Here is a 25,135-nt window from a genome sequence, read left to right as displayed (position 1 = left end):
AAATGGAAAGGTAAAGGTGAATCCCATGGAAAGCTCCAATCAATTTCTCGGCACGGAGCGCATCAGCAAGCTGATGCAGAAGTATGCGATCCCGTGCATTATTTCGCTTCTGGTCGGCGCACTGTATAACATCGTGGACCAGATCTTTATTGCAAACGCCAGCTATCTGGGCTCTTATGGCAACGCCGCCAATACGGTCGTTTTCCCCCTGACGGTGGTAGCGCTGGCTATTGCCGTGATGATCGGTGACGGCTGCTGCGCCTTCGTCAGTATCAGCCTTGGGCAGAACGAAGTTCCCAAGGCAAGGCGGAGCGTCGGCAATGCGGTGGTGATGTGTCTGGTCAGCAGTATTGTGCTGGCGGCGCTCTATCTGGTTTTTGCGGACAACATTCTCGCCATGTTCGGCGGAACGGTCAACGCCGAGACCTACCACCACTCCCAGGAATATTTCTTTTATATCACGCTGGGCGTCCCCTTTTATATGTTTGGGCAGGCCATGAACCCCATCATCCGCGCGGATGGCAACCCCCGGTTTGCCATGATCTCCACCCTTGCGGGTGCGGTGCTGAACATTATTCTGGACCCCGTTTTCATTTTCGGCTTGCGCTGGGGCATGATGGGCGCGGCGGTGGCTACTGTGATCGGTCAGCTGGTCACCGCAGCGCTGGCAGTGTGGTATCTGCTGCACATGAAGATCATTCGCCCTGAAAAGGGTGACTACCGGCTGAAGGGCTCCATCTGCGGCCGCACCCTGACCCTTGGCATGACCAGCTTTCTGTCCCAGATCAGCCTTGTGGCGGCTATGGCAGCCATCAACAACATGATCCGCAAATACGGCGCACTGGACACCGTGTTCGGGCAGGAGCAGTATGCACAGATTCCCATGGCAGTTGTTGGCATCGTGATGAAGTTCTTCCAGATCGTCATCTCCATCGTGGTGGGCATGGCGGCTGGCTGCATCCCCGTGGTGGGTTTCAACATGGGCGCAAAAAAGCCTGCCCGTGTGAAGGAGCTGTTCACAAAACTGCTGCTGGCAGAAGCGGCCGTGGGCGTTGTTGCGCTGGTGCTGGTAGAGGGCTTCCCGCGGCAGCTGATCGCCCTGTTCGGTGCCGCCAACGAGAGCGTCTACTACACCGATTTTGCAGTGCGCTCCTTCCGCATCTACCTGTGCATGATCATTCTGGCCTGTGTCAACAAGGCCTGCTTCATCTTTTTGCAGGCCATGGGCAAGGCAGTGGAATCCACCGCCCTGTCCATGGTGCGTGAGGTGGTGTTCGGCGTGGGCTTTGCCCTGCTGCTGCCCCGGTTCTTCGGGCTGGACGGCGTACTGTACTCCATGCCCATGTCGGATATCCTCACCTTCCTGATTGCAGGCTATCTGATCTTCAAAACCTACCGTGAACTGAACCAGAAAGGAGAAGTCTAATGGAAAAACATATCATTACCATCAGCCGCGAATTTGGCAGCGGCGGCAGAACCATCGGCAAACTGGTGGCAGAGCATCTGGGCATCCGGTGCTATGACGCCGAACTCATCCAGAAACTGGCTGCTGAAAGCGGCTTTGACGAAAGCTACGTCAAGGAGGCCGGAGAGTACACCCCCGGCGGTTTCCTTGCCTCCGCCTTCACCGACCGCAGCTTCGGCCCCACCAACGAGGACCTGCTTTGGAAGCTGCAATACCGGCTCATTCGGGAGCTTGCGGAAAAAGAGCCCTGCGTCATCGTGGGGCGCTGCGCCGATTTTATCCTGCAGGACCGCACCGACTGCCTGAAGGTGTTCGTCCATGCCGACATGAAGTTCCGGGCTGACCGCATCGTGCGGGTCTACGGCGAGCGGGAGAAATCTCCCGAATCCAGGCTGAAGGAGAAGGACAAGCGCCGCGCCGCCTACTACCGCTTCTACACCGATATGAACTGGGGCAATGCCGCCAACTATCATATTGCGCTGGATAGTGGGGTCATCGGCATTGAAAAGAGTGCGGAGATCATTGAAAGTCTTTCATAATTTCCGGCAGTCCCAGAGCCGATAGTGCAAACTGCCGCCCGCCTGCGTTCCGTTACGCAGGTGAGCGGCAGTTTTTGTCAATGGCGGTTTTATGGGAAAATCAATCTTCTAATCCGTGGCTCCCAGTCACATTCTTCAAATATTCCTTCGGGTCGCCGTTCAGAATCAAATCCGCATAGCCCAGTGGGTCATTGTAGACGAGATAATCCAACTCCGACCTCTGCGCCATGGTCACGTCCAGCGCATCCTCGACCCCAATGGAGTCAATAAAAATTTTTCTCCCATCTTGGAGAGTCAACTCCACACAGCCGGTGTCCATGTTGAATTTGCAGGCTCTTTCATCGTACTTCATGTTTGTGTCCTTTCCGCCTTACGGCACTCTCACAGTGGTCTGTCGTGCTTTCTTATGATAAGGTCTAGGACGTTTTTCGATGGAAGCAAGGGATTCGTTCTGTTTTCCAAAGAATACAAAAAATCCGAACCCTTCTCCTATTGGAAAAAAGTTCGGATTTTGTTGTTGTGGTGCACCTCCAGGGACTCGAACCCTGGGCCCACTGATTAAGAGAGCAAGCCGCCGGTTCGTCTCAATTTCTGGAAGTTTCGAGTCATCGTTATTTTAGAACAAAGCAACGTGATTTTTCGCCCGGTAATTTCTGCATCCCTTGTCGGATTTTGCACCGAGAAGCACCCTCTGCACGTTTTGAAACCGTGCAAAATCCGTGCAGAAACCGTGCACTTACTTCCCGACAAATAAAATCACCCTATCCCCCACCGGCTTGACGGTATTGGTTTGAGCGGCCGCACACCAAAATCAAATCCAGAAGGGGCATTCAGCATCACGCCGTAATCAGAGCCATGAGGTAGAACTCCGTGGGAGTTTCATCTTCTGTGGGCAGAATGGTGATCTCCACGGTATGGGTCTTCTGCTCACCATGGTGGAGAATGGGCTGGAGATACAGGCAGTCGCCCCAATCCTCATCGAAGTTGCCGTCCAGCACAGCGGCGTGGGCGGTGTCGCCATCCAGCACCAGCTGTGCCCGCAGCGCCGGGCGGCGGATGGTCTTGCGGTACTGTACTGCAATGCAGGAGGCATCCACTTCAAAGGTAATCTTATCCCCGGGCTTCTGACCGACCCAGCCGTTTTTCCAGTGGTCCAGATGCCCCAGCTTTTCCTCCGGGTCTGCCCGGAAACCCTCCAGCTTGGGGGAGATCTCCCGGATGGTCAGCCGCCGGGCGTTCTCGTAGGCGTTGGCGGTGAGCGGTGCCGGGAAGGCAGGCTCCTGCTCCGGTTCTTCCCGGTGGGCGTTGACTGCCTCCAGCAGCTTGATGATCTCCCCTGCCACCAGACCGTGGCCGTAATCGTTGGGGTGCAGCCCATCAGGGCTGAGCAGGGTGCGGCTGGCATACTTACCGGCATGCAGATCCTTGTAAATGCTGTCCCGGATGCTGACGTGGGGCACACCGTAGTGGTCGCCCACGGCGTTGTGCTCGTCCTGTGACGTCTCGCCGGTATCGTAATAAATGTTGTTCAGCAGCACCACCGCCGGGTGAGAGGGCCATGTGAGCAGCTTACGGACAACACCCTCGTAGGTCTCCTGCCGGAAGGGGACGTCCAGATCGTTGACGCTGAAATCCACTACCACAAAATCCGGCTGGTACATCAGCACATCGGTCACGGCACGGGCAACGCCATAGTGGGAGCTGGTGCCGCCGATGCCGCCGTTGACGTAGTGGAACTTCGACTGCGGAAAGGTATCCACGAACCACTGATACACCCGGAAAGCGTAGGCATTGCCGGGCTGGGTGGAAAGGCTGCCCTGGGTGATGGAACCTCCCAGAAAGCCGATGGTCAGTTCCTGCCCTGCCGCGGCACGGCGGAACAGTTCTTTCAAGCGAGCAAAATTGGACGTATTCATTCTAAAACTCCTCCCTGATATGCGTTATGGATAATTTTTGCCGCCGGACGGCCGGACACGGCGTAGGCACTGACTGCTCTGGTGTCGGCAGGCCAGTCCCACACGCCAAAGCCCATGACCCACGGACGCTTGGCGCAGGCGGAAAACATTGCCTCATACCAATCTGCCTGCTCCAGATCGTTCCGCGTTCCCTTCAACTCCCAGTTGTTGGGCACGGCAGAAGAGCCGGTGATATTCATACAGCCTGCCTCGCTGAAGAGGACGGGCTTTTTGTATTTTTGGCTCACCGCCTCGATACGGTCCAGCTGGTTTTCCCAGTCCTTCAGGGGGTAGTAGCCGCTGGAAGCGATGCAGTCCACCGCATCCCACCAGTTTACATGGTCCTCGCCGTATTTATCGCAGTTATAGCTCACCGGGCCGTGGTACTGCTGCCGCACGGCGGCAATGAGGGCGCGCCACTCTGCTTCCCGGTGCTCGGTCATGGTCATTTCGCAGCCGGTCAGGAACAGCCCACAGCCTTCGGCTTCGGCAAGAGCCGCGTAGTGGGTCTGGAAGGCGGTGTAGTTGGCAAACCATCCGCTCCACTGGGTCTCACAGGGCACATCGTGGTCAAAAAAGCTGATGCGCGCCCGCCACACGCCGTTGGCACAGTTGACGGTAGGCTTCAGCGCCACCTGCAAGCCCAACTGCTTGGCAAAGCGGATGGCACCGCACAGCTCCTCGTCTGTGGGGGTGGCATCGGTGCGCCAGTCGATCTCTTCACTGTAAGGCCCAGACTGTATTCCAGAGGGCGACAGGATGACCCAGTTGGCGGCGGTGGCTTCCACCATGGCTGCCATACTGCGGTGGGCAGTCTCGCTATTCAACGCGCCCCGCCGGGGAAAGGGTGCAAAATTCACCCCGTAAAAGTTATGTTCCAGCTCCATGACATCTTCCTCGTTTTCTCAAAAATCAACGTCAGATTGCACAATAAGTATAAGACAGTTTTGGAAGTTCCGTCAATATGCCGCTTCATTTTCAGCGTATGATACAAGGAGAGGGGCAAAGCACTGGTCAACCTGACCCAAAAAAGCCCCTGCACCGGGAGGTGCAAAGGCTAAACTAAATTTTAGCTTTTTGTTAGCTTACAGATTTAGCTTGCGATTTTGGGTAGAATCTGCTATGCTTCAGGCAAAAACCAAGGGGAGGAACAGAAAATGGAGCAACTTACAACTGCGACGCTGGCCCAACTGCCGCAGGTGCGGGCACTGGGGCGGCACACCGGGCTTGACCCGCTGACCCTGTTCTGGACAGCCAGCGGCATGGAGCTGGAATTTACCGGCAGTGAGCTGTGGGTGGATCTTTTCGCCGACTATGAGATGGTAGAACCGTGGGTCAGCGTGGAGCTGAACGGCGCATGGGTGGCACGGTTTGCCGTGAACCCCGGCAAAAGCCGGGTCTGTCTTTTCCGGGGCATGACACCGGGCAAGGCAAAGCACCTCCGGCTGCTAAAGGATGTGCAGGCCATGCACGATGACCCGGCGCATCTGTTGCAGATCACCGGACTGGAATATGCAGGCGGCGATTTTCTGCCCCTGCCGGAGCCGCAGTATCGGCTGGAGTTTGTGGGCGACAGCATCACCAGCGGTGAGGGTGCCATCGGAGCCAAGCCGGAGGAGGACTGGGTGGGAGCCTTTTTCTCTGCGGAGAACCACTACGGCCGCCTGACCGCCGATGCACTGGGCGCCGAATACCGCTGCATCTCGCAAAGTGGCTGGGGCATCGTGACCGGCTGGGACAACGATGTGCGCCATGTAATGCCGCCCTACTATACGCAGGTGTGCGGTGTAGCTATGGGGCAGCGCAATGCCGCCCTTGGCGCACAGCAGGAAAACGATTTTGCTGCATGGAAACCGGATGCCGTCATCGTCAACTTGGGCACCAACGACACGGGCGCATTTGATAACCCGCCGTGGCAAGACCCTGCCACTGGCAAGCCCCACCAGCTGCGGCGGCTCTCCAATGGAGGCTTCCACCCTGCGGACGCCCAAAAAGTGGCAAATGGTGTACAGCATTTCCTGACCATGCTCCGGGCAAAGAACCCGGGGCAAAGCTGGTGTGGTGCATCGGGATGCTGGGCAGCGAGCTGCTGCCGGTATTGCGGCAGGGCATGGAGCAGTACAAGACCATTACCGGAGACAGCTCTGTCTATCTGCTGGAGCTGCCCAACACCACGCCGGAAACCGTGGGTGCCCGGCAGCACCCCGGCGCAGAGAACCACCGGCAGGCGGCAAAGGTTCTGACCGCCTTTCTGAGAACGATCCTGTAAAAATGGAAACAGGATGCCGGAGCGTCCGCAGACGCTCCGGCATCCCCAATATAAACTATATTTTCCGCTAAAGGGGCTGATGCACAAACCTTCGTGCATCAGCCCCTTTTTATCAGGTAGATTCTCTTCTTACAAAGCCGCCGGGCACGATGACGGTGGGAGCAATGGCAGGCTTATGCGCCATTTTGCGGCGCAGTTGCGCCACCGCCGTTTTTGCCATGCCGTCCAAGTCCACCCGGTAGCTGGTGAGCTGGGGGCTGCAAAGAGTGGAATAACGGTAGTCGTCGTAGCCGGTCACTGCCACATCCTGCGGCACCCGGTAGCCGTTGCGCTTGAGGGTCTCCACCAGATTATAGGCCACCGCATCGCAGTTGCAGACAAAGGCGTCCGGCATTTCATGAGGCAGAGAGAACGGCATGAACTTGCCCTGATCGTCCCGGTCCTCCAGCCGCCAGTCGTCCCGGATGGGCAGACCGGCACGGAGCATCGCCTTGACGTAGCCCAGATACCGGTCCATGATGGAACTGGTGGACAGCACGCTGCCAACAAAGCCGATGTTCCGCCGCCCGGTGGAGATAAGGTGCTCGGTCATCGTGTAGCTGCCGCTGGTGTTGTCGCTGAGCACGCAGTCGGCGGCAATGGCATCGTCGTAGAAGTCCAGCAGCATAAAGGGCACACCGGTCTGCACCGCCGTAGCAAGGTAGCGGCGGCTGATCTCGCCCATAAAAATCAGGCCGTCCACTTTCCGGTTTACAAGGAAGGTGGGCATATTGCAGCTTTTTCTGCCTGCGGCAGAACGATCTCCATCAGAACCGAGATGTCCTGCTCGGCGGCAGCTTTCAACACGGAACGGTACAGATTGGAATAAAAGGCATTCTCGTTGAAAAAGCGGTCTGCCACCAGAATGCCGATGCTCTCGCCGCCGGGGTGGGCGTTGGTCCGGGCGGGGGGCTGGTAGCCCATCTCCTCCGCGGTGGCAACAATCTTGGCACGCATCTCGGCGCTTACGCCTTCCTTCCCTGCCAAACCCTTGGAAACGGAAACGGTGCTGATGCCCAGCCGCTGTGCAATGTCCGCCATGCGTACTGCTTTTGCCATGTTCCTGACCAGCTTTCTTCTTGATTTGGTTATGAGGTAAATAAAATTCCGATTAACTTTATAATTAGCATAACAGTTTTCGGTAGTTTCGTCAACAAAAACCTTGAAAACCTTTAAGCCAACCACCATTTAGGCTAATTTTCTCTATTTTTGTTAGCTAACAAAACATTTTAAGTTCAATTTTCGTGTTGTATCCCGGATTTGCGGGTCAGTTTTCACAAGAAAATCGCCGAATTGCCACCAAAACACCGAATCTTTTTGGTGACATTGACAGTGCATCGTGAAAAGACTATACTTAAATCACAAAAAGCGAAAGCAAGCAGTTAGCTAAATCAAGTTAACGAAAGCTTTCGCAAATCAGAAAAAGGTTCCACATAAAGAAGGAGGACATTTCTATGCGTAAGATCAATCGCCGTAACTTCCTGAAGGTCACTGGTGTGTTGGCCGCAGCCTCTGCTCTGGCCGCCTGCGGCGGCAGCAGCACTTCTACCGCCGGCTCCACCGGCAGCACCGCCGGTTCCGCTGCCAGCGCAGACGGTGCAAAGGCTTACAACGAGCTGACCGTCGGCACCGACAACACCGACCTGAAGGCCGATCTGAAGTTCGTCAGCCACCGCACCGACCTCATCGAGGACGGCACCTTTGACGGCTACGTTGCCGCATTCCAGAAGCTGTATCCCAACATCACCATCAAGTACGAGGGCATCACCGACTATGCCACCGACATGACCACCCGTCTGACTTCCAACGACTGGGGTGATCTGTGCATGATCCCCACCAACATCCCCCTGACCGAGTTGGGCGACTACTTTGAGCCTCTGTGCGCACTGAGCGACATTGAGAACGATTACAACTTCGCTTCCAACCGCGCTTATAACGGCAGCGTGTACGGCATCCCCTCCACCGGCAATGCACAGGGCATCGTCTACAACAAGAAGGTTTTTGAGGCTGCCGGCATCACCACCCTGCCCAAGACCCCGGACGAGTTCCTGGATGACCTGCAGAAGATCAAGGACTATGATCCTTCCATCGATCCCCTGTACACCAACTACGCCGCCGGCTGGACCATGACCGCATGGGATGCTTACACCAGCGGCGGCGCAACCGGCGACCCGGACTGGATGAACATTACCATGCCCCAGACCAAGGATCCGTTCCAGAAGGGCATTCTGGGTGCGGACGATATGGGTCCCTACGCTGTGTACTACATCCTGTACGAAGCAGTGAAGCGCGGTCTGACCGAGGCCGACCCCACCACCACCGACTGGGAGGGCTCCAAGCCCCGCATCAATAACGGCCAGATCGGTGCCATGGTTCTGGGCAGCTGGGCCATCGTGCAGATGCAGGCCGCCGGTGACCACGCCGACGACATTGGCTATATGCCGTTCCCCATCACCGTCAAGGGTACCCAGTACGCCAGCGCAGGTGCAGACTACTGCTACGGTGTGAACAAGAACACCACCGATGACAAAAAGCTGGCTGCCATGCTCTACATCAAGTGGCTGACCGAAAGCTCCAACTTTGCTTATGATCAGGGCGGTGTGCCGGTGCTGAAGAGCCAGGAATACCCCGATACCCTGAAGGCATTCGACGGCATCGACCTGGTCGAGGATGCCCCCGCCCCCGCAGAGCTGGCAGACCTTGCCACCGAGGTGCAGCAGGAGGCTGAGCTGATGCTGAATGCCGACCAGACCCACGTCATGCGTGTGGTGGAGGCTGGCATCAACGGCGACGAGACTCTGGACGACATCGTGGCCGACTGGAACGCTGCATGGGACGCGGCTGTGGATGCCTGCGCACCGCAGTAAGCGATCTATCGTTATAAATCAGCAGGGCGGGCCCGTGTCCGCCCTGCTTTTGGTGAAAGGAGGTCTTTTACATGGCATCTTCCGCAACCGTATCCGCGCCTAAAAAGCGCAAGAGCTTCAGCGAATACTTTCACAGTATGCGCGGGCAGCAGCTCATCGTCACGCTGGTGTTCCTGTTCGTTCCGCTGGTGCTGCTGTTCATGTTCACCTATCTGCCCTTCTTCAAAATGGTAGAGTTCAGCTTCTTCAAAATGAAGTACATCGGCAGACGTACCTTTGTGGGTCTGCAGAACTACATCTCGGTCTTTACCCGCAAAGACTGCTTCCATGCTTTGAGCCTGAGCCTTTACTACATGGTAGGTTCGGTGGTGCAGATGGCGCTGGCGCTGCTGTTTGCCACCATCCTGAGCTTCAAGTGCAAGGGCAGCAAGTTCTTCCGTGGTGCACTGTACTTTCCCTGCCTCATCTGCGGCATCTCGGTGGGCTTCATCTTCAAGTTCTTCTTCACCCACGGCTTTGTGCTGGATACCCTGCTGAGCTGGGTGGGCTTCAACGTGGATAAGCTGCCCTTCTGGCTCCGGGATGAGTCCATCAACAACGTCGTGCTGGTGGCCTGCTCTATCTGGAAATACATCGGCCAGAACATCGTCATGTTCATCGGTGCTATCGCTTCTGTGGACCCCGTGCTGTACGAGGCTGCTGAGATCGACGGTGCCAACGCATGGCACCGCTTCAAGGACATCATCCTGCCCTCCATCAGCACCATCGTGGTGCTGAACCTCATCATCTCGGTGTCCGGCGCACTGTCCGCCTTCGAGATGCCCTATGTTGTCACCGGCGGCGGCTTCAACACCTCCACCTACTTCGTGGTCATGGACAAGATCGCCCATACCGACCAGAAGGTGGGTCTTGCATCCGCCATGGCTGTGGTTCTGCTGCTGCTCATCGTGATCGTCACCTACGCCCAGAAGGCTGTGGAAAAATGGCTGGAAAACCGCAGCAGCGGCGTAACCAAGTGAAAGTGAGGCAGAACGTATGAACGCAATCAAAATGAAGCGCATCCTCATCAATATCTGCAAGTATGTGCTGCTGATCTTTGCCGCTTTCGTGGCACTGGTGCCCATCGTGTCCTGTATCTTCACCGCCTTTAAGACGGAGGAAGAGTATGCCAGCACCAACGTCATCACCCTGCCCAAGAACTTTTTGAACTTCGATAACTTCATCATCGCATGGAACAAGGCCAACATGGGTAAGGCGTTCCTCAACAGCTTTATTATCCTGATCTGCGTGCTGGTAGGCAGCATTATGATCAGCGCCATGCTGGCTTATGTGCTGAACCGGTTCAAGTTCCCCGGCAACAAGCTGATCCGCAACCTGTTCACCATTGCCACCCTGATCCCCGGCATCGCCTCCCAGGTCACGGTGTACCAGATCATGACCGCTCTGCATCTGGTAAACTCCATGCCCGGCTACATCATCCTGATGATGGGCACGGACGTTATCACCATCTATATCTTTTTGCAGTTCTTCGAGAACCTTTCCCCCACGCTGGACGAAAGCGCCATTCTGGATGGCTGCACCTACTTTGGTGTGTTCTTCAAGATCCTGCTGCCCCTGCTGAAGCCCGCCATCGTCACCAGCGCCATCCTGAAGGGTGTGTCCACCTACAACGAATACTACATGGCAAACCTGTATCTGCAGGATAAGACCAAGTATCAGGTGGTTGCTACCTCCCTGTATGTGTTCTCCGGCCCCATGGGCAACCAGTACAACTACATTTGCGCCGGTGTCATCATCACCATCATCCCCGCCCTTATCGTGTTCCTGCTGTGTCAGGATCAGATCTACAGCGGCATGGCTGCCGGTGCTGTGAAGGGCTAAAATTGCGACCGCCGCCTGCGGCGGAAACAGGGAGCAATTTTTGGCGCCGCGGTCAGCAGGACACGAGGCCCGCCCAAGGGCCGAAGTGGACGCTGGGCACCGCAAGAGGAAAGCCGTTTTCGGCCAGTACAGTCTTTTCAAGACATCCACATTTTTCCTTCATCATCTGCTGCTTCTCCCGGTTTCTGTGCAGGAGCCGGGAGAATACAGCAGAAGGAAAACAAACAATCTTCTATTACAGGAGTTTATCTTATGAGCAACGTAAAAATGTTCTGCGACGCACTGCCCAACATCCCTTGGCAGGAAAAGCCCGCTGACGTTACCGCCCCGGTGTGGCGGTACAGCGAGAACCCCATCATCGACCGCAACCCTGTGGAAGGGGTGGCACGCATCTTCAACAGTGCCGTGGTGCCCTACGAGGGCAAGTTCATCGGCGTGTTCCGTGGCGAGCAGGTCGATGGCATCCCCTACATCTATCTGGGACGCAGCGAGGACGGCATCCACTGGAACTTTGACAAGGACAAGATCCCCTTCGTCAACGAAAAGGGCGAGCCGTTTATGCCGGTGTACGCCTACGATCCCCGTCTTGTGAAGGTGGAGGACACCTACTACATCATCTGGTGTCAGGACTTCTACGGTGCGTCCATCGGCATCGCCAAGACCACCGACTTCAAGACCTTTGTCCGCATCGAGAACCCCTTTATCCCCTTCAACCGCAACGCCGTGCTGTTCCCCCGCAAGATCAACGGCATGTACACCCTGCTGAGCCGCCCGTCTGACAGCGGCCATACCCCCTTTGGTGACATCTTCCTGAGCCAGAGCCCGGATATGGAGTTCTGGGGCCGTCACCGCCATGTGATGAGCAAGGGCTCCAACTGGTGGGAGAGCGTGAAGATCGGCGGCGGTGCTGCCCCCATTGAGACCAGCGAGGGCTGGCTGCTGTTCTACCACGGCGTTACCGGCACCTGCAATGGCTTCGTCTACTCCATCGGCGGTGCCATTCTGGATAAGGACGAGCCCAGCAAGGTGCTGTACCGCTGCGGCAACTTCCTGCTGACCCCGGAAAAGTGGTATGAGGAGCGTGGCTTCGTGCCCAACGTCTGCTTCCCCTGCGCCACCTTGCAGGATGCCGACACCGGCCGCATCGCTCTGTACTATGGCTGCGCCGACAGCTATGTCGGTTTGGCCTTCACCACCGTAGACGAGGTGGTGGATTACATCAAGACCCACGATAACGCAGGCCCCACCGACCACGAGGTGGGCATCCGCTAAGCGTCAAGCGCAACCCTCTCTGTCAATGCTTCGCATCGCCATCTCTGCAAAAAGAGATTTTACGTCCCCTACCGGGCGCTGGCACGGCGCAAGCCGTGACTGAGAGGGTTTTACTTTGTACAGAAAGGAAGTTCTGTATTATGTCTTCCATCAAACAGGCAGCAGAAGAAATGCTGCTGCAAACCATCATTCCCTTCTGGAAAGGGCTGCGGGACGAGGAAAACAGCGGCTTTTACGGCTACATGGATTTTGACCTGAAGCTGGATAAAAAAGCCGAAAAGGGCTGCATCCTGAACAGCCGCATTCTGTGGTTCTTCTCCGAGGCGGCCATGCTGACCGGCCGGGCAGACCTTGCCGAAGATGCCCGCCACGCCTACCAGTTCTTCCTGAAAAACTGCTACGACGAGGCAAACGGCGGCGTGTACTGGAGCTGCGATTACACCGGCAAGCCGCAGGACACCACCAAGCACACCTACAATCAGGGCTTTGCCATCTATGCCCTTTCCGCTTACTACCGGCTGACCAAAGACCCCGTTGCGCTGGCCTACGCAAAAAAGATCTTTCATCTCATCGAGCAGCACTGCACCGACAGCGAGGGCTATCTGGAGGCCTTTACCATCGACTGGAAGCCGGAGAGCAACGAAAAGCTCTCCGAAAACGGTGTCATGGCGGCAAAGACCATGAACACCCTGCTCCATGTGTTCGAGGGTTACGCCGGGCTTTATCAGGCAAGCCGTGACCCGGAGGTGGAAAAAGCCCTGCGCCGCATCCTTGATATCTACGAGCACAAGATTTACAGCCCGGAGCTGCACCGGCAGCTGGTGTTCTTTGACCAGCACTACAACTCTATCATCGATTTGTACAGCTACGGCCACGATATCGAGTCCAGCTGGCTCATCGACTGGGGCTGCGATTTACTGGGAGATGCAGCGCTTTCCAAGCGCATCCACGCCATCAACTCCGACCTTGCCGCCCACATCTACAAGGAAGCTTACATTGACCACTCGGTGGTCAACGAGTGCGACCGCGGCAAGGTGAACACCACCCGTGTGTGGTGGGTGCAGGCCGAGTCCGTGCTGGGCTTCGTGAACGAATACAACAAGAGCGGCGATACAAAATACCGCGATGCCGCCGCCGATATTTACCACTACATCTGCAACGTGATGGTGGACAAACGCCCCGGCAGTGAATGGTTCTGGGAGGTGGACGCAGACGGAAAACCGTCCAGCCGCAAGCCCATCCTTGAGCCGTGGAAGTGCCCCTACCACAACGGCAGAATGTGCATGGAACTGATAAGGAGGAACCCCGATGTCACAGTCTAAACTCCACCCCGAATACCTGCGCCAGAAGGCTTTGCAGGATGCCTACCTGGCCCGCAAAAACAAAAAGACCGATTTCTACAACGGCATCTACGACCGGTGGGAAAACCCGGTGCTGACCCGCGAATCCATCCCGCTGAGCTGGCGGTTCGACCTGAACCCGGAGACGAACCCCCACTTTATGGAGCGTCTGGGCGTGAACGCCGTGTTCAACTCCGGTGCCATCAAGCTGAACGGCAAGTATTACCTTGTGGCGCGCATCGAGGGCAACGACCGCAAGAGCTTCTTCGGCGTGGCAGAAAGTGACAGCCCGGTGGAGGGCTTCCACTTCTGGGAAAAGCCCATCCTGCTGCCGGACACCTGCCCGGAGGAGACCAACGTCTACGATATGCGCCTGACCCAGCACGAGGACGGCTGGATCTACGGCGTGTTCTGCTCCGAGAGCAAGGACAACAGCGTGAATGACCTGTCCGCTGCCGTGGCTGCTGCGGGCATCGTCCGCACCAAAGACCTCAAGACTTGGGAGCGTCTGCCGAACCTTGTCACCAAGCGCAGCCCCCAGCAGCGCAATGTGGATCTGCTGCCGGAGTTTGTCAACGGCAAGTACGCCTTCTACACCCGCCCCATGGATGACTTCATCGACACCGGTTCCGGCGGCGGCGTAGGCTTTGGTCTGTGCGAGGACATCACTCACGCCGTCATTGACGAGGAGATCATCACCAGCCCCCGCCGCTACCACACCATCACCGAGGCAAAGAACGGCGAGGGTGCCACCCCCATCAAGACCGAAAAGGGCTGGCTGCACATTGCCCACGGCGTGCGGAATACCGCCGCCGGGCTGCGGTACGTTATTTATGTATTCGTCACCGCACTGGACGACCCCAGCAAGGTGATTGCAGAGCCCTCCGGCTTCCTGATCGCTCCCCGGGATTGGGAGCGTGTGGGCGATGTCTCCAACGTGGTCTTTACCAACGGCGCGATTGCAGACGATGACGGCAGCGTGTATATTTATTATGCAGCCAGCGATACCCGTCTCCATGTAGCTTCTACCACCATTGACAAACTGCTGGACTTCGCCTTCAACACCCCCGCCGACCCGCTGCGCAGTGTGGACTGCGTAAAGCAGCGGTGCGCCCTCATCGACAAAAATCTGGAGTACCTCAAGAGCATCGGCGAGTAAACCGCCCCTCTGAGCCCTCCACCCGAAAGGAAACGCCATGAAAAAGACCAACATCGACAGCCCCTTCTACCGCACTATGGGGAAGATCGGCGATCTGCTTTTTGCCAACCTTCTGTGGCTGGTGTGCTGTTTGCCCATCGTCACCGCCGGAGCCTCCACCCTGGGGCTGTTCACGGTGGTGAACAAGATGGCGGCAAAGGAGGACTACACCGTCCACACCGACTTTTTCAAGGCGTTCAAGCGGGATTTTAAGCAATCTACTGCCCTGTGGCTGGTGCTTTTGCTGGCAGGCTTTGCCGCCCTCACCGGGCTGCGCACCGCCACCGCACAGGACACCCCCAGCACCGGCATTCTGGCGGCAGCGTCCTTTCTGCTGCTGGTGCTGGCGGGCTGCTGCGGCAGCTGGGGCTTTGCCCTGCTGGCACGTTTCACCTATCCCGGCGTTCTGCCGGTGCTGGCGGACAGCGGCCGCATGACCCTTGCAAACCTGCTGCCCACTGTGGGGAATCTGGCTTTTCTGGCGTGGTTTCCTCTGCTGGCAAAAGCCGCCCCTGCGTGGTTCGTCTATCTGCTGCCCCTGTGGCTGCTCATCGGCGGCGCAGGTTCTGCCCTTGGCATGGCAAGCCTGATGCGCCCCGCCTTTGCTCAGCTGGAAAAAGCCGGGCGCAAGGAAGAGGAACCGGAAGAAGAACCTGACACGGAGGACAGCGTGCAATGATCGTCTGCACCGAAACTGTCCTTATTGGAAGAAAGTGTGATCCTATGGAAGAAAAAGTAAAACAGCAGTATGACCGCTGGCTTTCCCAGCCGGGATGCCTGCTGACCTTGCCGAGGAGCTGAAGAGCATTGCAGGCAACGAGGACGCCATCACCGACCGCTTTTACCGGGAGCTGGAATTCGGCACCGGCGGTCTGCGGGGTGTCATCGGCGCAGGCACCAACCGGATGAACGTCTACAACATCCGCAAGGCAACGCAGGGGCTTGCCAACTACCTGAACGCCTCCGACCTGCCCAAGAAGGTGGCCATCGGCTACGACAGCCGCATCAAGAGCGATGTGTTCGCAAAAGAAACGGCGGCTGTTCTGGCTGCTAACGGCATCAAGGCGTACATCTACCCCCGTCTGGAACCCACCCCGGCGCTGAGCTGGGCGGTGCGGTACTACGGCTGCGGCGCAGGCGTGTGCATCACCGCCAGCCACAACCCCGCCAAGTACAACGGCTACAAGGTCTACGGCGCAGACGGCTGCCAGATCACCCTTGAGGTGGCAGCAAAGATCCTTGCCGCCATTGAAGCAGTAGACTGCTTTGCCGTACAGCCTGCGGACTTTGACGCAGCCCTTGCCGAGGGCAAGATCGAATACAGCAGCGAGAAATGTCTGGACGACTTTGTGGATGCCGTCTATGCCCAGCGTGTGGGCGATGGGGCTGGCACCGCCGACCTAAAGCTGGTGTACACTCCGCTGAACGGCTCCGGTCTGGAATGCGTGAAAAAACTGCTGGCAAAGCTGGGTGTCACCCATGTGACCGTGGTGCCGGAGCAGGAAAAGCCGGACGGCAACTTCCCCACCTGCCCCTACCCGAACCCGGAGATCCGGGAAGCCATGCAGAAGGGTCTGGAGCTGTGCGACAAAGTGCACCCGGACCTTTTGCTGGGCACCGACCCGGACTGTGACCGCTGCGGCACCGCCGTGCCGGACGGCAAGGGCGGCTACCGGCTCATCACCGGCAACGAGATGGGCATCATTCTGTTGGACTACATCTGCCGCACCCGCAAGGCACTGGGCACCATGCCGGAGCATCCGGTGGCTGTGACCACCATCGTCTCCACCGATATGGCCACCCCGGTGGCGGCAAAGTACGGCGTGGAGCTGCGCCGCACCCTGACCGGCTTCAAGTTCATCGGCGAGCAGATCGGTCTGCTGGAAGCCGCAGGTGAAGCCGACCGCTACATCTTTGGCTTTGAGGAGAGCTACGGTTACCTGTCCGGCGCTCACGTCCGGGACAAGGACGCCGTCAACGCCACCCTGCTGGTGTGCGAAGCCGCCGCATGGTACGCAAAGCAGGGCATGACCCTGCTGGATGCCATCAATCAGCTGTATGCCGAGTTCGGCTGCTACCGCAACGCCCTGCACAGCTTCGCCTTTGAGGGCGAAAGCGGAATGCACACCATGGACGCCATCATGAAGCAGCTGCGGCAGACCCCGCCCACCGCCATCGGCGGCATGGCCGTGGAAAGCTTGGTGGACTACAACACCGCCGGCACCGGACTGCCCAAGGCCAATGTGTTGGAGTTCCGTCTGGCGGGCGGTGCCAAGCTGATGGTACGCCCCTCCGGCACCGAGCCGAAGATCAAGGTGTATCTCTCTGCCGTTGCTCCCACCGAAGAAGCAGCCGATGCCATCAATGACACTCTTGGCAAAGCTGCCTCTGCCCTGTTGAAAGCATAATCCCCTGCAAACTGGCTGCCTCGTTCCCGCCGAAAAATGGACGGGGCAGCTTTTTGCACCCTTTTTCGGAAAAATCGCCTTTTGTGTTCAATTTCAGGCATATTCGAGGTATATAAAATGAAAACGATTCAGCTTACTCCCAGCTGCAAAGACTACCTCTGGGGCGGCGAAAAGCTGCGCACCGAGTACGGCATCCAGAGCGAATTACACCCCCTGAGCGAGGCATGGATGCTGTCCTGCCACCCGGACGGCCCCAGCTACCTGCCGGACGGCTCCACCTTCCAGCAGTACATCAACACTCATCCCGGCTGCCTTGGCACCCACTGCGAAAAGTTCAGCGAGTTCCCCGTTCTGGCAAAGCTCATTGATGCCAAAAAAGACCTGTCCATTCAGGTGCACCCCTCCAATGAATACGCTTTGGAGCACGAACACCAGTACGGCAAGACCGAGATGTGGTATGTGCTGGAAGCAGAGCCGGGTGCCTCCCTCTACTACGGCTTCACCCATGAGATCAGCAAGGAAGAGTTTGAACGCCGCATTCAGGATAACACCCTGACCGACGCGCTGAACGCCGTGCCGGTGCACAAGGGGGACTGCTTCTTCATCCCCTCCGGCACGCTGCACGCCATCCGCAAGGGCATCGTGGTGGCAGAGATCCAGCAGAACTCCAACGTCACCTACCGCATCTACGACTATGGCCGTCTGGGCGCAGATGGCAAGCCCCGGCAGCTGCACATCCCGCAGGCACTGGATGTTACCCTCCGGGAGCCGCCGAAAGCGCAGGACTTCCACGGCCATCTGGCGCAGTGTGATTACTTCACGGTGGATGCCGTAGAGGGTGACTTTGAGGATGTCTGCGACGAGACCTCCTTCACCTCTCTGCTGGTGCTGGAAGGCAGGGGTACCCTGACCGAGACCGCCACCGGCGAAAGCCTGCCAATCCGCAAGGGGCAGAGCCTGTTCCTGCCCGCTGGCACCGGGGCCTACGCCGTAACCGGCACAGACCTCAAGTGCCTGCGTACACGGGTGTAAATAAAGCATGAAAAATTCCCGGGCAGTCTGCCGCTGCCCGGGAATTTGTGCTATGATAGATGCAGAAAAACAGACGAAACGAGGACACAGCCATGGCATCCTACCGCTACGAACGGGATATCAAACCCGAAGACCTGATCCAGGAAACGCCCCCTCCCCTGACCCCGGCGCAGCAGCGTGCCAACTGGTGGCACTACCACTGGTATTATGTGGTGCTGATCGCTGCTGCCCTGCTGGCGGTGGGGTATTTCGTCTGGAACCGAGTCACCGAGGTGCAGCCGGACTACACCGTGGCAGTGGTGAGCCGCACCGACCCGGACACTGCTTTCCTCAGCCAGCTGGAGACCCGGCTGGAAGCCCTTGCCGGGGACGTGAACGGCGATGGCAAGGTGAAGGTCACGGTAAAGGGCATCTGGCTGGCACTGGACTTTGAAACGCAGGATGCCGCCCTGCAGCGGCTGATGCAGTCCAGCGAGGACAAGCTGAACTCTGATTTTTATCTGTGCGAGAGCACCCTGTTCATCGTGGACGACCCCGCCGCCATGGAGCAGCGGTATGGCTGCTTCCAGACGCTGGACGGCACCGACCCGGAGGAAGGAGACGTTCTGTCGGTGGCAGACTTTGCTCTGCCGCTGCAAGACACCGCCCTTGCCAATGATGTGCAGAGCGAAAGCTCTACCCTCTGGTACGCCGCTCGCCGCCTGAACGAGGGCATGAATGCGGATGCCGCTGCCGCTTTGAATGCGCTGTGGGAGAAGCTGGTTTGAGGATTGCGAGAGCATATAGCCTGCATCGGAACGGTGCAGTTCAAGGGTTTGGGTGTTCCCAACAAGCATTTTGCAACGCAAATGGTGTTTGTATAGACAGACACATTGCTTGCAGATGCAGACGTTGTATATACGTCTGCCCTGCTTGCAACAACTATGAAGCCCCTCAATGTGCTTTCCAAATTTGAAAATCACTTTGCGATTGAGACTATCCGTTTTTAAGTTCAACTTGAAGTGGACGGTTATTTTTCTTCTTAGAAAATTTTCGTGTTTGCATCCGCAGCAAGCAGGGCAAGCCGGTACCAACTCGCAATTTTTGAATCAGATTTTACAAATCCGAATTCAAAAACGCTTGTTGGGCTTCTCCCAAACCCGACATTCAGCACAAAATTGCGCTGACCGTGCATCTTATCCTCTAAAGGCATTATGACCCACAAGGGGGCCGGTACCGTCCAGCCCTCTCTCCTTTTGCCAAAGTTTTCATCGCCTTTTCTTGCAACCCGCCGAAAGTGGCGTATTTTCAAATCTTTTTGTTGACACAGCTCGATTTTTGTGGTAGTCTATTCCAACAATTTAATATAACATATTTACTTAGAGTTCCAGCTCGGCTCCTGAAGGAGCCGGAGCAAGTTTTTGACTTTCTTATCGCTACATAACGAACCCGAACCAAGGCCATCCCGGAAGGGATGGTCAGGTTTCGGTTGTTGTGTGGCGATTTTTTATTGTCAGATCCAGCACCGCACCTTGAAAATCGAAAGACCGTCTGCATGGGATACCCGGCAAAGACCTCGCAAGAGCGAGCCGGAAAACGCCGCCGGAAGGGGGCAGGAAATCCATGCAGGGAGAACGGCACACCCAATATCAACTGGTCAAAATGGCCAGTTGATGTGGTGAATGACACAAAGCGTCATTCACCAGAAACATCTTCTACGTTACAGCTCGTTCAATGTGTTCAAATTGAACACATTGATTCTATCCATGTTACGCTTAACCTCGACTTGACATTTTGTCAAGCCACGGTGAAATCTGGTAAGTGCTGCTTTTCAGTACTTACCAAATTACCGTAACACGGTCACTCTGTGGTGGGTTACGAAAACCGTAACTCACCACTTGGAAGTGGTAAATAGACAAATTGTCCACTTACCACCCAGCCATAACGCACAGATTTTAGTTGGTGATCATTTTGATCACCAACCAGACAATCGTAACGCTTTATTGTGTGAAAGTGGTGGTTACCATTTTGATAACCACCATATACCCGTAACATTTGGGGCAAATAATGCTTTTCATTATCCACCACACACCTGTAACAGCCAAAGGAGGATGCCTATGACAACAGAACAATGGGAACGTGAAAATCAGGACACCCTGATGGAATATTTCATTGACGGTGACCCCAGTGTGCACAGAATCCAGTGTGAATGCTGCCGCAAGGTCATCTACACCCAGACCCGGAACCGCAAATATTGCAGCTTCCAGACCTGCGGTCACCGGATGCTGAACTTGCGAAAAAGTCTTAAAAAGCGCATTGAGCGCGGAGCCTACACCTGCCCTTGCTGTGGTGAGCAGTTCTTGCCGATTCGGGCGGATGCCAGATATTGCAGCAACGCCTGTCGGCAGAAAGGCTACCGCAAGCGTAAAGTAACGGCTCACGCTTCTCTTTGAGGAGCTTGATGAAGTTTGTCAAGTTCCTTATCTACGCTCGCTTTTGTTCAGTAAAGTGGCACTTCCCATTCTGGGAAGTGCCAAAAAACCGTAATGCTTAAATTGCTCACTCCCAAATCCCCAAAGTGGGGATTTGGGCTGTCATCTGAAATCAGGTTACGCTTTCCGTAACCTGATTTGCAACTCCTGCCGAATCAAGTTCCCACTTCGGGAACTTGGTTGTAGCCGTATCAAAATCAAGTTATCAAAATGATAACTTGATTGCATCCGTGGCAGAGCCACCGGAGTTATCATTTTGATAACTTCGGCTTTATCTGTAGCACGTCACTCCTACTCCGTAAAAATCAAGTGGTCAAAATGACCACTTGATTCTGCCTGTAACGCTGCAATGTCGTTGCAAATCAGGTTGCCAAGATGACAACCTGATTCCACCTGTAACACTTCAAGGTTGGCTGAAAATCAGGTGCCGCCACCCGGCACTTGATTTTACCCGTAACGGAATCAGTGGGTCAAAATGGCCCTCTGAAAAAGCCGAGCGAGCTGCGGGCAGAAATTCGCAAATCTTTGCCTGTCAACTTTTTCGGAGCAGGAGTTGCAGACCTTTGCGCCATTTTTTGATATAAAATGCTGGAGGTGAATTCTATTTCCGACTACCTGACTGTCACTACACCTTTGCCGCAATATCTGCCCTATCCCCGCTTTCTGCTGGACACCGACCTGAGCCACACAGCAAAGCTGCTCTACACCCTGTTGCTGGATCGTGCAACACTTTCCCAAAAGAACAACTGGATCGATACACAGGGGCACATTTATGTGATCTATCCGCTTTCCCATCTGGCAAAAGATTTAGGGTGCTGCATTTCCAGTGTAACACGCGCTTTCTCCGAACTGGAAAACGCACAACTCATGGAACGTATCCGCAGTGGATTTTCCAAGCCCAGCCGTATTCTGCTCAAGGTTCCGCATACTACGCAAAATTGCACCATCGCAGTATGCAAAAATGCCGAGGATGACTGTGCAGAAACGAGCAGTATGATTGCGCAAAAATGCACACCTAACCAACGTAATAAGAGCAACCTGAAAGATAACCACCTGATAAAAACAACAGATGCCCCTTTAACCTTCGGAGAATATCGCAATGTCTTTCTGACAGAAAAAGAGTACAAGCAGCTCCAGACTGACTTTTCCGGGCTGGACAGCCTGGTCGAACAGCTTTCGGATTATATCCAGTCTACCGGCAAAAAGTACTCTGATCATGCCGCTACCCTGTGCATCTGGGCGAAACGGCAAAAGTTAGAACAGAAGCAAACACCGGGTATTCCGGACTACACATTCAAGAAAGGAGAAAGCCTATAAAGACGATCGAAAAAATTTTGGAACAGCCCCTATCTAGTATTCCCGAAAATATCGAAGATTATTATGGCGAGGACGGTCTGCTTTACTGCGGAAAATGTTACACCCCTAAAGAAGCATTTTTTGCAAAGGGCATTGTCCTGATGGGCAAGAATAAGCACCCAGTCGAATGCTGCTGTCAGCGCATGGAAAGAGAAAAGCAGGAAGCCCTTATCAACCAGCAAAAACACCTCGACCTTGTGCGGCGACTGAAAGCAGAAGGATTTTTAGACCCAGCAATGCTAGACTGGACCTTTGAAAACGACAATGGCCGCAGCCCGCAGATGCACCATGCACATCACTATGTGGAACAATGGCAGACCATGCGTTCAGAGAACCTAGGACTGCTCCTCTGGGGCGGCGTAGGCACCGGCAAGAGTTTCCTTGCCGGGTGCATTGCGAACGCTCTGATGGAGCAGGAAGTGCCTGTGCGGATGACAAACATCGCCCGAATCCTGAACGAGCTGAACGGCAGCTTTTCCGGGCGGAATGATATTGTGGACAAGCTCTGCCGCTATCCCCTGCTTATCATTGACGATTTCGGCATGGAACGTGGTACAGAATATGCACTGGAGCAAATCTACAACATCGTAGACAGCCGATACCGCAGCCAGAAGCCTCTGATCGTCACCACCAACCTGACACTGGACGAGATACGCCACCCACAGGATACCGCCCATGCCCGCATCTATGACCGCCTGCTGGAAATGTGCGTTCCGATTTCCTGCATCGGCATGAGTTTCCGCCAAGAAACAGCGCAGGAAAAGCTGGAACGCGTGAAACTTTTGATCGGATAAACCGATAACATCGGAAAGCCAAAATTGCCGGGTGCAATAGTCACCCGGCTACAAGGAATTGGAGGTCTGCCTATGAATATGAATCGGCCTGACATGACCGAAACTGTGAAATCCGAAAATTATACGAATAAGTTCTTGCAAAAGGACTCAACTACGACTACAATGGAGGTGGTCACTCAAACCAATGCCGTCAAGTCTCCGACTGACAGCCCGGCAACCACGAAGCTGGTGTACACGGTGGAAGAAATCGCACGAATGCTGGCCATCAGCCTGCGCTCTGCTTACAACCTGTGCAACCGCACCACCGAATTCCGCGTCCTGCGGGTAGGCGGAAGCATCCGTATACCGAAGGACAGCTTCGATGCGTGGCTCAACCGGGCAGCTTGATAAGGAGGCAACAGTATGGCATATATTACAAAACGCGGCAACTCTTACAGCGTCCGCTACACCTACGAAGATGAGCACGGCAAGAGCTGCGACAAATGGGAGAGCTTTCCCACAAAAGAGGAGGCAACGAACCGAAAAAAGCAAATCGAGCATGAACTGGCCGCTGGCACTTTCCTGATTCCGTCCTCGGTAACGGTGGCAGAGTTCCTGATGGACTGGCTGCCGAAACAGTGCAGCAAGCACAAGTGGGCACCCAAAACCTACGAATCCAACCTTTCCACCATTCAGAATCTCATTATCCCCTATATCGGTAGCATGGAGATGCAGAAGCTCAAGCCCTACCACATGGAGAACCTCTACACGACCCTGAGCAAAACGCCCTGTGGTTCGTATATCGAGGGCAAGAAGCAGGAACTGACCGAAAAGCAGAAGCAGCGTTTCCTTTCCGGCACAACGATCCATGAGGTGCACCGGCTGCTGGGCACTGCCTTCCAGTATGCCGTAGAGTGGGGCATCCTTGTCAAAAGCCCTGTTCCCGTGGACAGCCCCAAGAAGTCTACGCAGGAGCGCACCATCTGGACGGTAGAGGAGATGCGGGCGGCTCTGGACAGCATGGAGGACCCCATCCTGCATCTGGCAGTCCACCTCACACTGGTGGGCGCACTGCGAGAGGGCGAGATCGTAGGTCTGACCCCGGAAGATCTCGATTTTGACGCTGCGGATGGCATTGGAACCTTCCGTATCAACAAGTCCATGCAGCGGGTGCGAAAAGAAGCCCTGAATCAGGTAGACGATGGCTGCATCATCAAGGTATTCCCGGATAAGTTGGAACGCAGCACCACTTCCCTCATCCTGAAAAGCACCAAAACCGCATCCTCCTGCCGCACCATCTTCATGACCTCTGCACTAAAAGAAGAATTGAAGAAGTGGCTGAATCAGCTGGCGACAGATGAGAGAAAAGACCCGACACGCTACCATGACAGTGGGATGCTGTTCCGTCTGCCCAACGGTCTGGCGGTGGAGCCGGTGCTCATTCGCAAAAAGTTCCTCAAGTGGCAGGATGCCCACCCGGAGTTTCCCCGCATCGTCTTTCACGGTCTGCGCCATTCCAGTGCCCACCTATCAGCTGATGATCTCTGGCGGCGATGTGAAGGCCGTTCAGGGCACCACAGGACACGCTACGGCGGATATGCTGGTGAACACCTATGCGCACATATCCAGAAGTCCTCTCGTGTAGAACTGGGCAAGAAGTTTGAGGAAGGTTTCTATGCCAAACAGGAAAACCCCAGCCCGCAGGCTGTGCCCGCCGCAGACGAATCGACCATTTCTATGACCGCTCTGCTGGAACTGCTGAAGAATGCAGACCCCGAAGTAAAGGCGCAGCTCCGTCTGGCTCTGCTGACCTGCAAAATTTACCACGCATTTCAAAGTAATTCCAGCCCATGCAGAGGATTCCTATGAAAACTCCAACCGTGCAAAAACCGTGCATTGACCGTGCAAGCCCCGATTTTTCGGGGTTACATAACAAAAAAGAACGCCAAATCTTACGATTTGACGTTCAATATCTGGTGCACCTCCAGGGACTCGAACCCTGGGCCCACTGATTAAGAGTCAGTTGCTCTACCAACTGAGCTAGAGGTGCAAATATGACCCGTACCGGAATCGAACCGATGTTAAAGGCGTGAGAGGCCTCTGTCTTAACCGCTTGACCAACGGGCCATATAAAAGTCGGCGACTACCTATTTTCACGCGCCGTTTCCAGCGAACTATCTTCGGCACAAGTGAGCTTAACTTCTGTGTTCGGAATGGGAACAGGTGGAACCTCACCGTCATCGACACCGACCATCTGACTGAACCAGTAT

General features: G+C 55.7%; 24 protein-coding genes, 2 tRNA genes and 1 rRNA gene. 18 read left to right on the top strand and 9 right to left on the bottom strand.

The window, feature by feature from the left end; translation table 11 throughout:
• Positions 1-25 precede the first annotated feature (25 nt).
• Both ACNQFG_RS05690 and ACNQFG_RS05685 read left to right on the top strand, forming a co-directional pair.
• Positions 26-1,426, top strand: coding sequence for an MATE family efflux transporter (locus ACNQFG_RS05690; protein WP_423406549.1), 1,401 nt, complete (start codon positions 26-28; stop codon positions 1,424-1,426).
• On the top strand, positions 1,426-2,004 hold the full coding sequence (locus ACNQFG_RS05685) for an AAA family ATPase (RefSeq protein ID WP_423406294.1): 579 nt from the start codon (positions 1,426-1,428) through the stop codon (positions 2,002-2,004). The genes ACNQFG_RS05690 and ACNQFG_RS05685 overlap by 1 nt, the downstream gene beginning before the upstream one ends.
• 100 nt (positions 2,005-2,104) lie before the next feature.
• Here ACNQFG_RS05685 and ACNQFG_RS05680 read toward each other — a convergent pair whose 3' ends face one another.
• From ACNQFG_RS05680 to ACNQFG_RS05670, 3 genes are all read right to left on the bottom strand, one after another.
• Positions 2,105-2,356, bottom strand: coding sequence for a DUF6061 family protein (locus tag ACNQFG_RS05680; protein ID WP_423406293.1), 252 nt, complete (start codon positions 2,354-2,356; stop codon positions 2,105-2,107).
• Positions 2,357-2,840: 484 nt separating this feature from the next.
• Positions 2,841-3,920 carry an SGNH/GDSL hydrolase family protein gene (locus tag ACNQFG_RS05675; RefSeq protein WP_005922696.1) on the bottom strand — a complete coding sequence of 360 codons (1,080 nt, stop codon included), beginning with the start codon at positions 3,918-3,920 and terminating at the stop codon, positions 2,841-2,843.
• Complete coding sequence (locus tag ACNQFG_RS05670) at positions 3,917-4,846, bottom strand: glycoside hydrolase family 113 (protein WP_186851175.1); 930 nt, start codon at positions 4,844-4,846, stop codon at positions 3,917-3,919. Before ACNQFG_RS05670 ends, ACNQFG_RS05675 begins: the two co-directional genes overlap by 4 nt.
• A 270-nt stretch (positions 4,847-5,116) precedes the next feature.
• Between ACNQFG_RS05670 and ACNQFG_RS05665 the strand changes: the two genes are divergently transcribed.
• Positions 5,117-6,202, top strand: a complete 1,086-nt coding sequence (locus ACNQFG_RS05665; RefSeq protein ID WP_423406292.1) for a GDSL-type esterase/lipase family protein — start codon at positions 5,117-5,119, stop codon at positions 6,200-6,202.
• Positions 6,203-6,340: 138 nt separating this feature from the next.
• Here ACNQFG_RS05665 and ACNQFG_RS05660 read toward each other — a convergent pair whose 3' ends face one another.
• Positions 6,341-6,997, bottom strand: a complete 657-nt coding sequence (locus ACNQFG_RS05660; protein WP_423406291.1) for a substrate-binding domain-containing protein — start codon at positions 6,995-6,997, stop codon at positions 6,341-6,343.
• On the bottom strand, positions 6,979-7,326 hold the full coding sequence (locus ACNQFG_RS05655) for a LacI family DNA-binding transcriptional regulator (RefSeq protein ID WP_423406290.1): 348 nt from the start codon (positions 7,324-7,326) through the stop codon (positions 6,979-6,981). Before ACNQFG_RS05655 ends, ACNQFG_RS05660 begins: the two co-directional genes overlap by 19 nt.
• A 395-nt stretch (positions 7,327-7,721) precedes the next feature.
• Between ACNQFG_RS05655 and ACNQFG_RS05650 the strand changes: the two genes are divergently transcribed.
• The 10 genes from ACNQFG_RS05650 to ACNQFG_RS05605 all read left to right on the top strand — a co-directional run bounded on the left by ACNQFG_RS05650 (position 7,722) and on the right by ACNQFG_RS05605 (position 19,032).
• Positions 7,722-9,134, top strand: coding sequence for an ABC transporter substrate-binding protein (locus ACNQFG_RS05650; protein ID WP_186851173.1), 1,413 nt, complete (start codon positions 7,722-7,724; stop codon positions 9,132-9,134).
• Between the two features lie 71 nt (positions 9,135-9,205).
• Positions 9,206-10,153, top strand: a complete 948-nt coding sequence (locus tag ACNQFG_RS05645; RefSeq protein WP_005922707.1) for a carbohydrate ABC transporter permease — start codon at positions 9,206-9,208, stop codon at positions 10,151-10,153.
• Between the two features lie 16 nt (positions 10,154-10,169).
• Positions 10,170-11,015, top strand: coding sequence for a carbohydrate ABC transporter permease (locus tag ACNQFG_RS05640; protein ID WP_005922709.1), 846 nt, complete (start codon positions 10,170-10,172; stop codon positions 11,013-11,015).
• Between the two features lie 252 nt (positions 11,016-11,267).
• Positions 11,268-12,287 (top strand): glycoside hydrolase family 130 protein, encoded by a 1,020-nt coding sequence (locus ACNQFG_RS05635; RefSeq protein ID WP_005922713.1) that lies wholly within the window; start codon positions 11,268-11,270, stop codon positions 12,285-12,287.
• Positions 12,288-12,427: 140 nt separating this feature from the next.
• Positions 12,428-13,609 (top strand): AGE family epimerase/isomerase, encoded by a 1,182-nt coding sequence (locus tag ACNQFG_RS05630; protein ID WP_423406289.1) that lies wholly within the window; start codon positions 12,428-12,430, stop codon positions 13,607-13,609.
• Positions 13,596-14,786 carry a glycoside hydrolase family 130 protein gene (locus ACNQFG_RS05625; protein ID WP_097777010.1) on the top strand — a complete coding sequence of 397 codons (1,191 nt, stop codon included), beginning with the start codon at positions 13,596-13,598 and terminating at the stop codon, positions 14,784-14,786. The genes ACNQFG_RS05630 and ACNQFG_RS05625 overlap by 14 nt, the downstream gene beginning before the upstream one ends.
• A gap of 37 nt (positions 14,787-14,823) precedes the next feature.
• The gene (locus ACNQFG_RS05620; protein WP_005922719.1) at positions 14,824-15,504 is read left to right on the top strand and encodes a YesL family protein; all 681 of its coding nucleotides are present in this window, start codon (positions 14,824-14,826) and stop codon (positions 15,502-15,504) included.
• Positions 15,505-15,598: 94 nt separating this feature from the next.
• Complete coding sequence (locus ACNQFG_RS05615; RefSeq protein WP_423406288.1) at positions 15,599-17,233, top strand: phospho-sugar mutase; 1,635 nt, start codon at positions 15,599-15,601, stop codon at positions 17,231-17,233.
• Positions 17,234-17,350: 117 nt separating this feature from the next.
• Positions 17,351-18,265, top strand: coding sequence for a type I phosphomannose isomerase catalytic subunit (locus ACNQFG_RS05610; protein ID WP_044960178.1), 915 nt, complete (start codon positions 17,351-17,353; stop codon positions 18,263-18,265).
• A 92-nt stretch (positions 18,266-18,357) separates the two neighbouring features.
• Entirely contained in the window at positions 18,358-19,032 is a 675-nt protein-coding gene (locus ACNQFG_RS05605) for a hypothetical protein (RefSeq protein ID WP_113621309.1), read from the top strand.
• A gap of 254 nt (positions 19,033-19,286) precedes the next feature.
• Here the strand turns inward: ACNQFG_RS05605 and ACNQFG_RS05600 are convergent, their stop codons facing one another.
• Positions 19,287-19,556, bottom strand: a complete 270-nt coding sequence (locus ACNQFG_RS05600; protein ID WP_423406287.1) for a hypothetical protein — start codon at positions 19,554-19,556, stop codon at positions 19,287-19,289.
• Between the two features lie 805 nt (positions 19,557-20,361).
• Here ACNQFG_RS05600 and ACNQFG_RS05595 point away from each other — a divergent pair.
• The 5 genes from ACNQFG_RS05595 (at position 20,362) to ACNQFG_RS05575 (ending at position 24,734) form a co-directional block, all read left to right on the top strand.
• Positions 20,362-20,697 carry a hypothetical protein gene (locus ACNQFG_RS05595; protein WP_186851172.1) on the top strand — a complete coding sequence of 112 codons (336 nt, stop codon included), beginning with the start codon at positions 20,362-20,364 and terminating at the stop codon, positions 20,695-20,697.
• Positions 20,698-21,321: 624 nt separating this feature from the next.
• A complete protein-coding gene (locus tag ACNQFG_RS05590) occupies positions 21,322-22,053 on the top strand; it encodes a replication initiator protein A (protein WP_423406286.1) in 732 nt (243 codons plus the stop codon).
• Positions 22,050-22,886, top strand: a complete 837-nt coding sequence (locus ACNQFG_RS05585; RefSeq protein ID WP_044960195.1) for an ATP-binding protein — start codon at positions 22,050-22,052, stop codon at positions 22,884-22,886. Before ACNQFG_RS05590 ends, ACNQFG_RS05585 begins: the two co-directional genes overlap by 4 nt.
• Positions 22,887-22,958: 72 nt before the next feature.
• Positions 22,959-23,273, top strand: coding sequence for a helix-turn-helix domain-containing protein (locus ACNQFG_RS05580; protein WP_186851170.1), 315 nt, complete (start codon positions 22,959-22,961; stop codon positions 23,271-23,273).
• Between the two features lie 15 nt (positions 23,274-23,288).
• Complete coding sequence (locus ACNQFG_RS05575) at positions 23,289-24,734, top strand: site-specific integrase (protein WP_423406285.1); 1,446 nt, start codon at positions 23,289-23,291, stop codon at positions 24,732-24,734.
• A 105-nt stretch (positions 24,735-24,839) separates the two neighbouring features.
• On the opposite strand, the gene ACNQFG_RS05570 is transcribed toward ACNQFG_RS05575, so the two are convergent.
• From ACNQFG_RS05570 to rrf, 3 genes are all read right to left on the bottom strand, one after another.
• Positions 24,840-24,915, bottom strand: a tRNA-Lys gene (locus ACNQFG_RS05570).
• 5 nt (positions 24,916-24,920) lie between these two features.
• Positions 24,921-24,992 (bottom strand) — tRNA-Glu (locus ACNQFG_RS05565).
• A gap of 7 nt (positions 24,993-24,999) precedes the next feature.
• Positions 25,000-25,116, bottom strand: a 5S ribosomal RNA gene (gene rrf, locus ACNQFG_RS05560).
• Positions 25,117-25,135: the final 19 nt, after the last annotated feature.

Source organism: Faecalibacterium prausnitzii (assembly GCF_049532945.1).
Classification (GTDB): Bacteria; Bacillota; Clostridia; order Oscillospirales; family Ruminococcaceae; genus Faecalibacterium; species Faecalibacterium prausnitzii_N.
This window is presented reverse-complemented; position numbering and strand designations above follow the sequence as displayed.

Coding starts and splice junctions, on each gene's coding strand:
- ACNQFG_RS05690 (WP_423406549.1), top strand. CDS start 26: ATGGAAAGCTCCAATCAATTTCTCGGCACGGAGCGCATCAGCAAGCTG.
- ACNQFG_RS05685 (WP_423406294.1), top strand. CDS start 1,426: ATGGAAAAACATATCATTACCATCAGCCGCGAATTTGGCAGCGGCGGC.
- ACNQFG_RS05680 (WP_423406293.1), bottom strand. CDS start 2,356: ATGAAGTACGATGAAAGAGCCTGCAAATTCAACATGGACACCGGCTGT.
- ACNQFG_RS05675 (WP_005922696.1), bottom strand. CDS start 3,920: ATGAATACGTCCAATTTTGCTCGCTTGAAAGAACTGTTCCGCCGTGCC.
- ACNQFG_RS05670 (WP_186851175.1), bottom strand. CDS start 4,846: ATGGAGCTGGAACATAACTTTTACGGGGTGAATTTTGCACCCTTTCCC.
- ACNQFG_RS05665 (WP_423406292.1), top strand. CDS start 5,117: ATGGAGCAACTTACAACTGCGACGCTGGCCCAACTGCCGCAGGTGCGG.
- ACNQFG_RS05660 (WP_423406291.1), bottom strand. CDS start 6,997: ATGCCCACCTTCCTTGTAAACCGGAAAGTGGACGGCCTGATTTTTATG.
- ACNQFG_RS05655 (WP_423406290.1), bottom strand. CDS start 7,326: ATGGCAAAAGCAGTACGCATGGCGGACATTGCACAGCGGCTGGGCATC.
- ACNQFG_RS05650 (WP_186851173.1), top strand. CDS start 7,722: ATGCGTAAGATCAATCGCCGTAACTTCCTGAAGGTCACTGGTGTGTTG.
- ACNQFG_RS05645 (WP_005922707.1), top strand. CDS start 9,206: ATGGCATCTTCCGCAACCGTATCCGCGCCTAAAAAGCGCAAGAGCTTC.
- ACNQFG_RS05640 (WP_005922709.1), top strand. CDS start 10,170: ATGAACGCAATCAAAATGAAGCGCATCCTCATCAATATCTGCAAGTAT.
- ACNQFG_RS05635 (WP_005922713.1), top strand. CDS start 11,268: ATGAGCAACGTAAAAATGTTCTGCGACGCACTGCCCAACATCCCTTGG.
- ACNQFG_RS05630 (WP_423406289.1), top strand. CDS start 12,428: ATGTCTTCCATCAAACAGGCAGCAGAAGAAATGCTGCTGCAAACCATC.
- ACNQFG_RS05625 (WP_097777010.1), top strand. CDS start 13,596: ATGTCACAGTCTAAACTCCACCCCGAATACCTGCGCCAGAAGGCTTTG.
- ACNQFG_RS05620 (WP_005922719.1), top strand. CDS start 14,824: ATGAAAAAGACCAACATCGACAGCCCCTTCTACCGCACTATGGGGAAG.
- ACNQFG_RS05615 (WP_423406288.1), top strand. CDS start 15,599: ATGCCTGCTGACCTTGCCGAGGAGCTGAAGAGCATTGCAGGCAACGAG.
- ACNQFG_RS05610 (WP_044960178.1), top strand. CDS start 17,351: ATGAAAACGATTCAGCTTACTCCCAGCTGCAAAGACTACCTCTGGGGC.
- ACNQFG_RS05605 (WP_113621309.1), top strand. CDS start 18,358: ATGGCATCCTACCGCTACGAACGGGATATCAAACCCGAAGACCTGATC.
- ACNQFG_RS05595 (WP_186851172.1), top strand. CDS start 20,362: ATGACAACAGAACAATGGGAACGTGAAAATCAGGACACCCTGATGGAA.
- ACNQFG_RS05590 (WP_423406286.1), top strand. CDS start 21,322: ATGCTGGAGGTGAATTCTATTTCCGACTACCTGACTGTCACTACACCT.
- ACNQFG_RS05580 (WP_186851170.1), top strand. CDS start 22,959: ATGAATATGAATCGGCCTGACATGACCGAAACTGTGAAATCCGAAAAT.
- ACNQFG_RS05575 (WP_423406285.1), top strand. CDS start 23,289: ATGGCATATATTACAAAACGCGGCAACTCTTACAGCGTCCGCTACACC.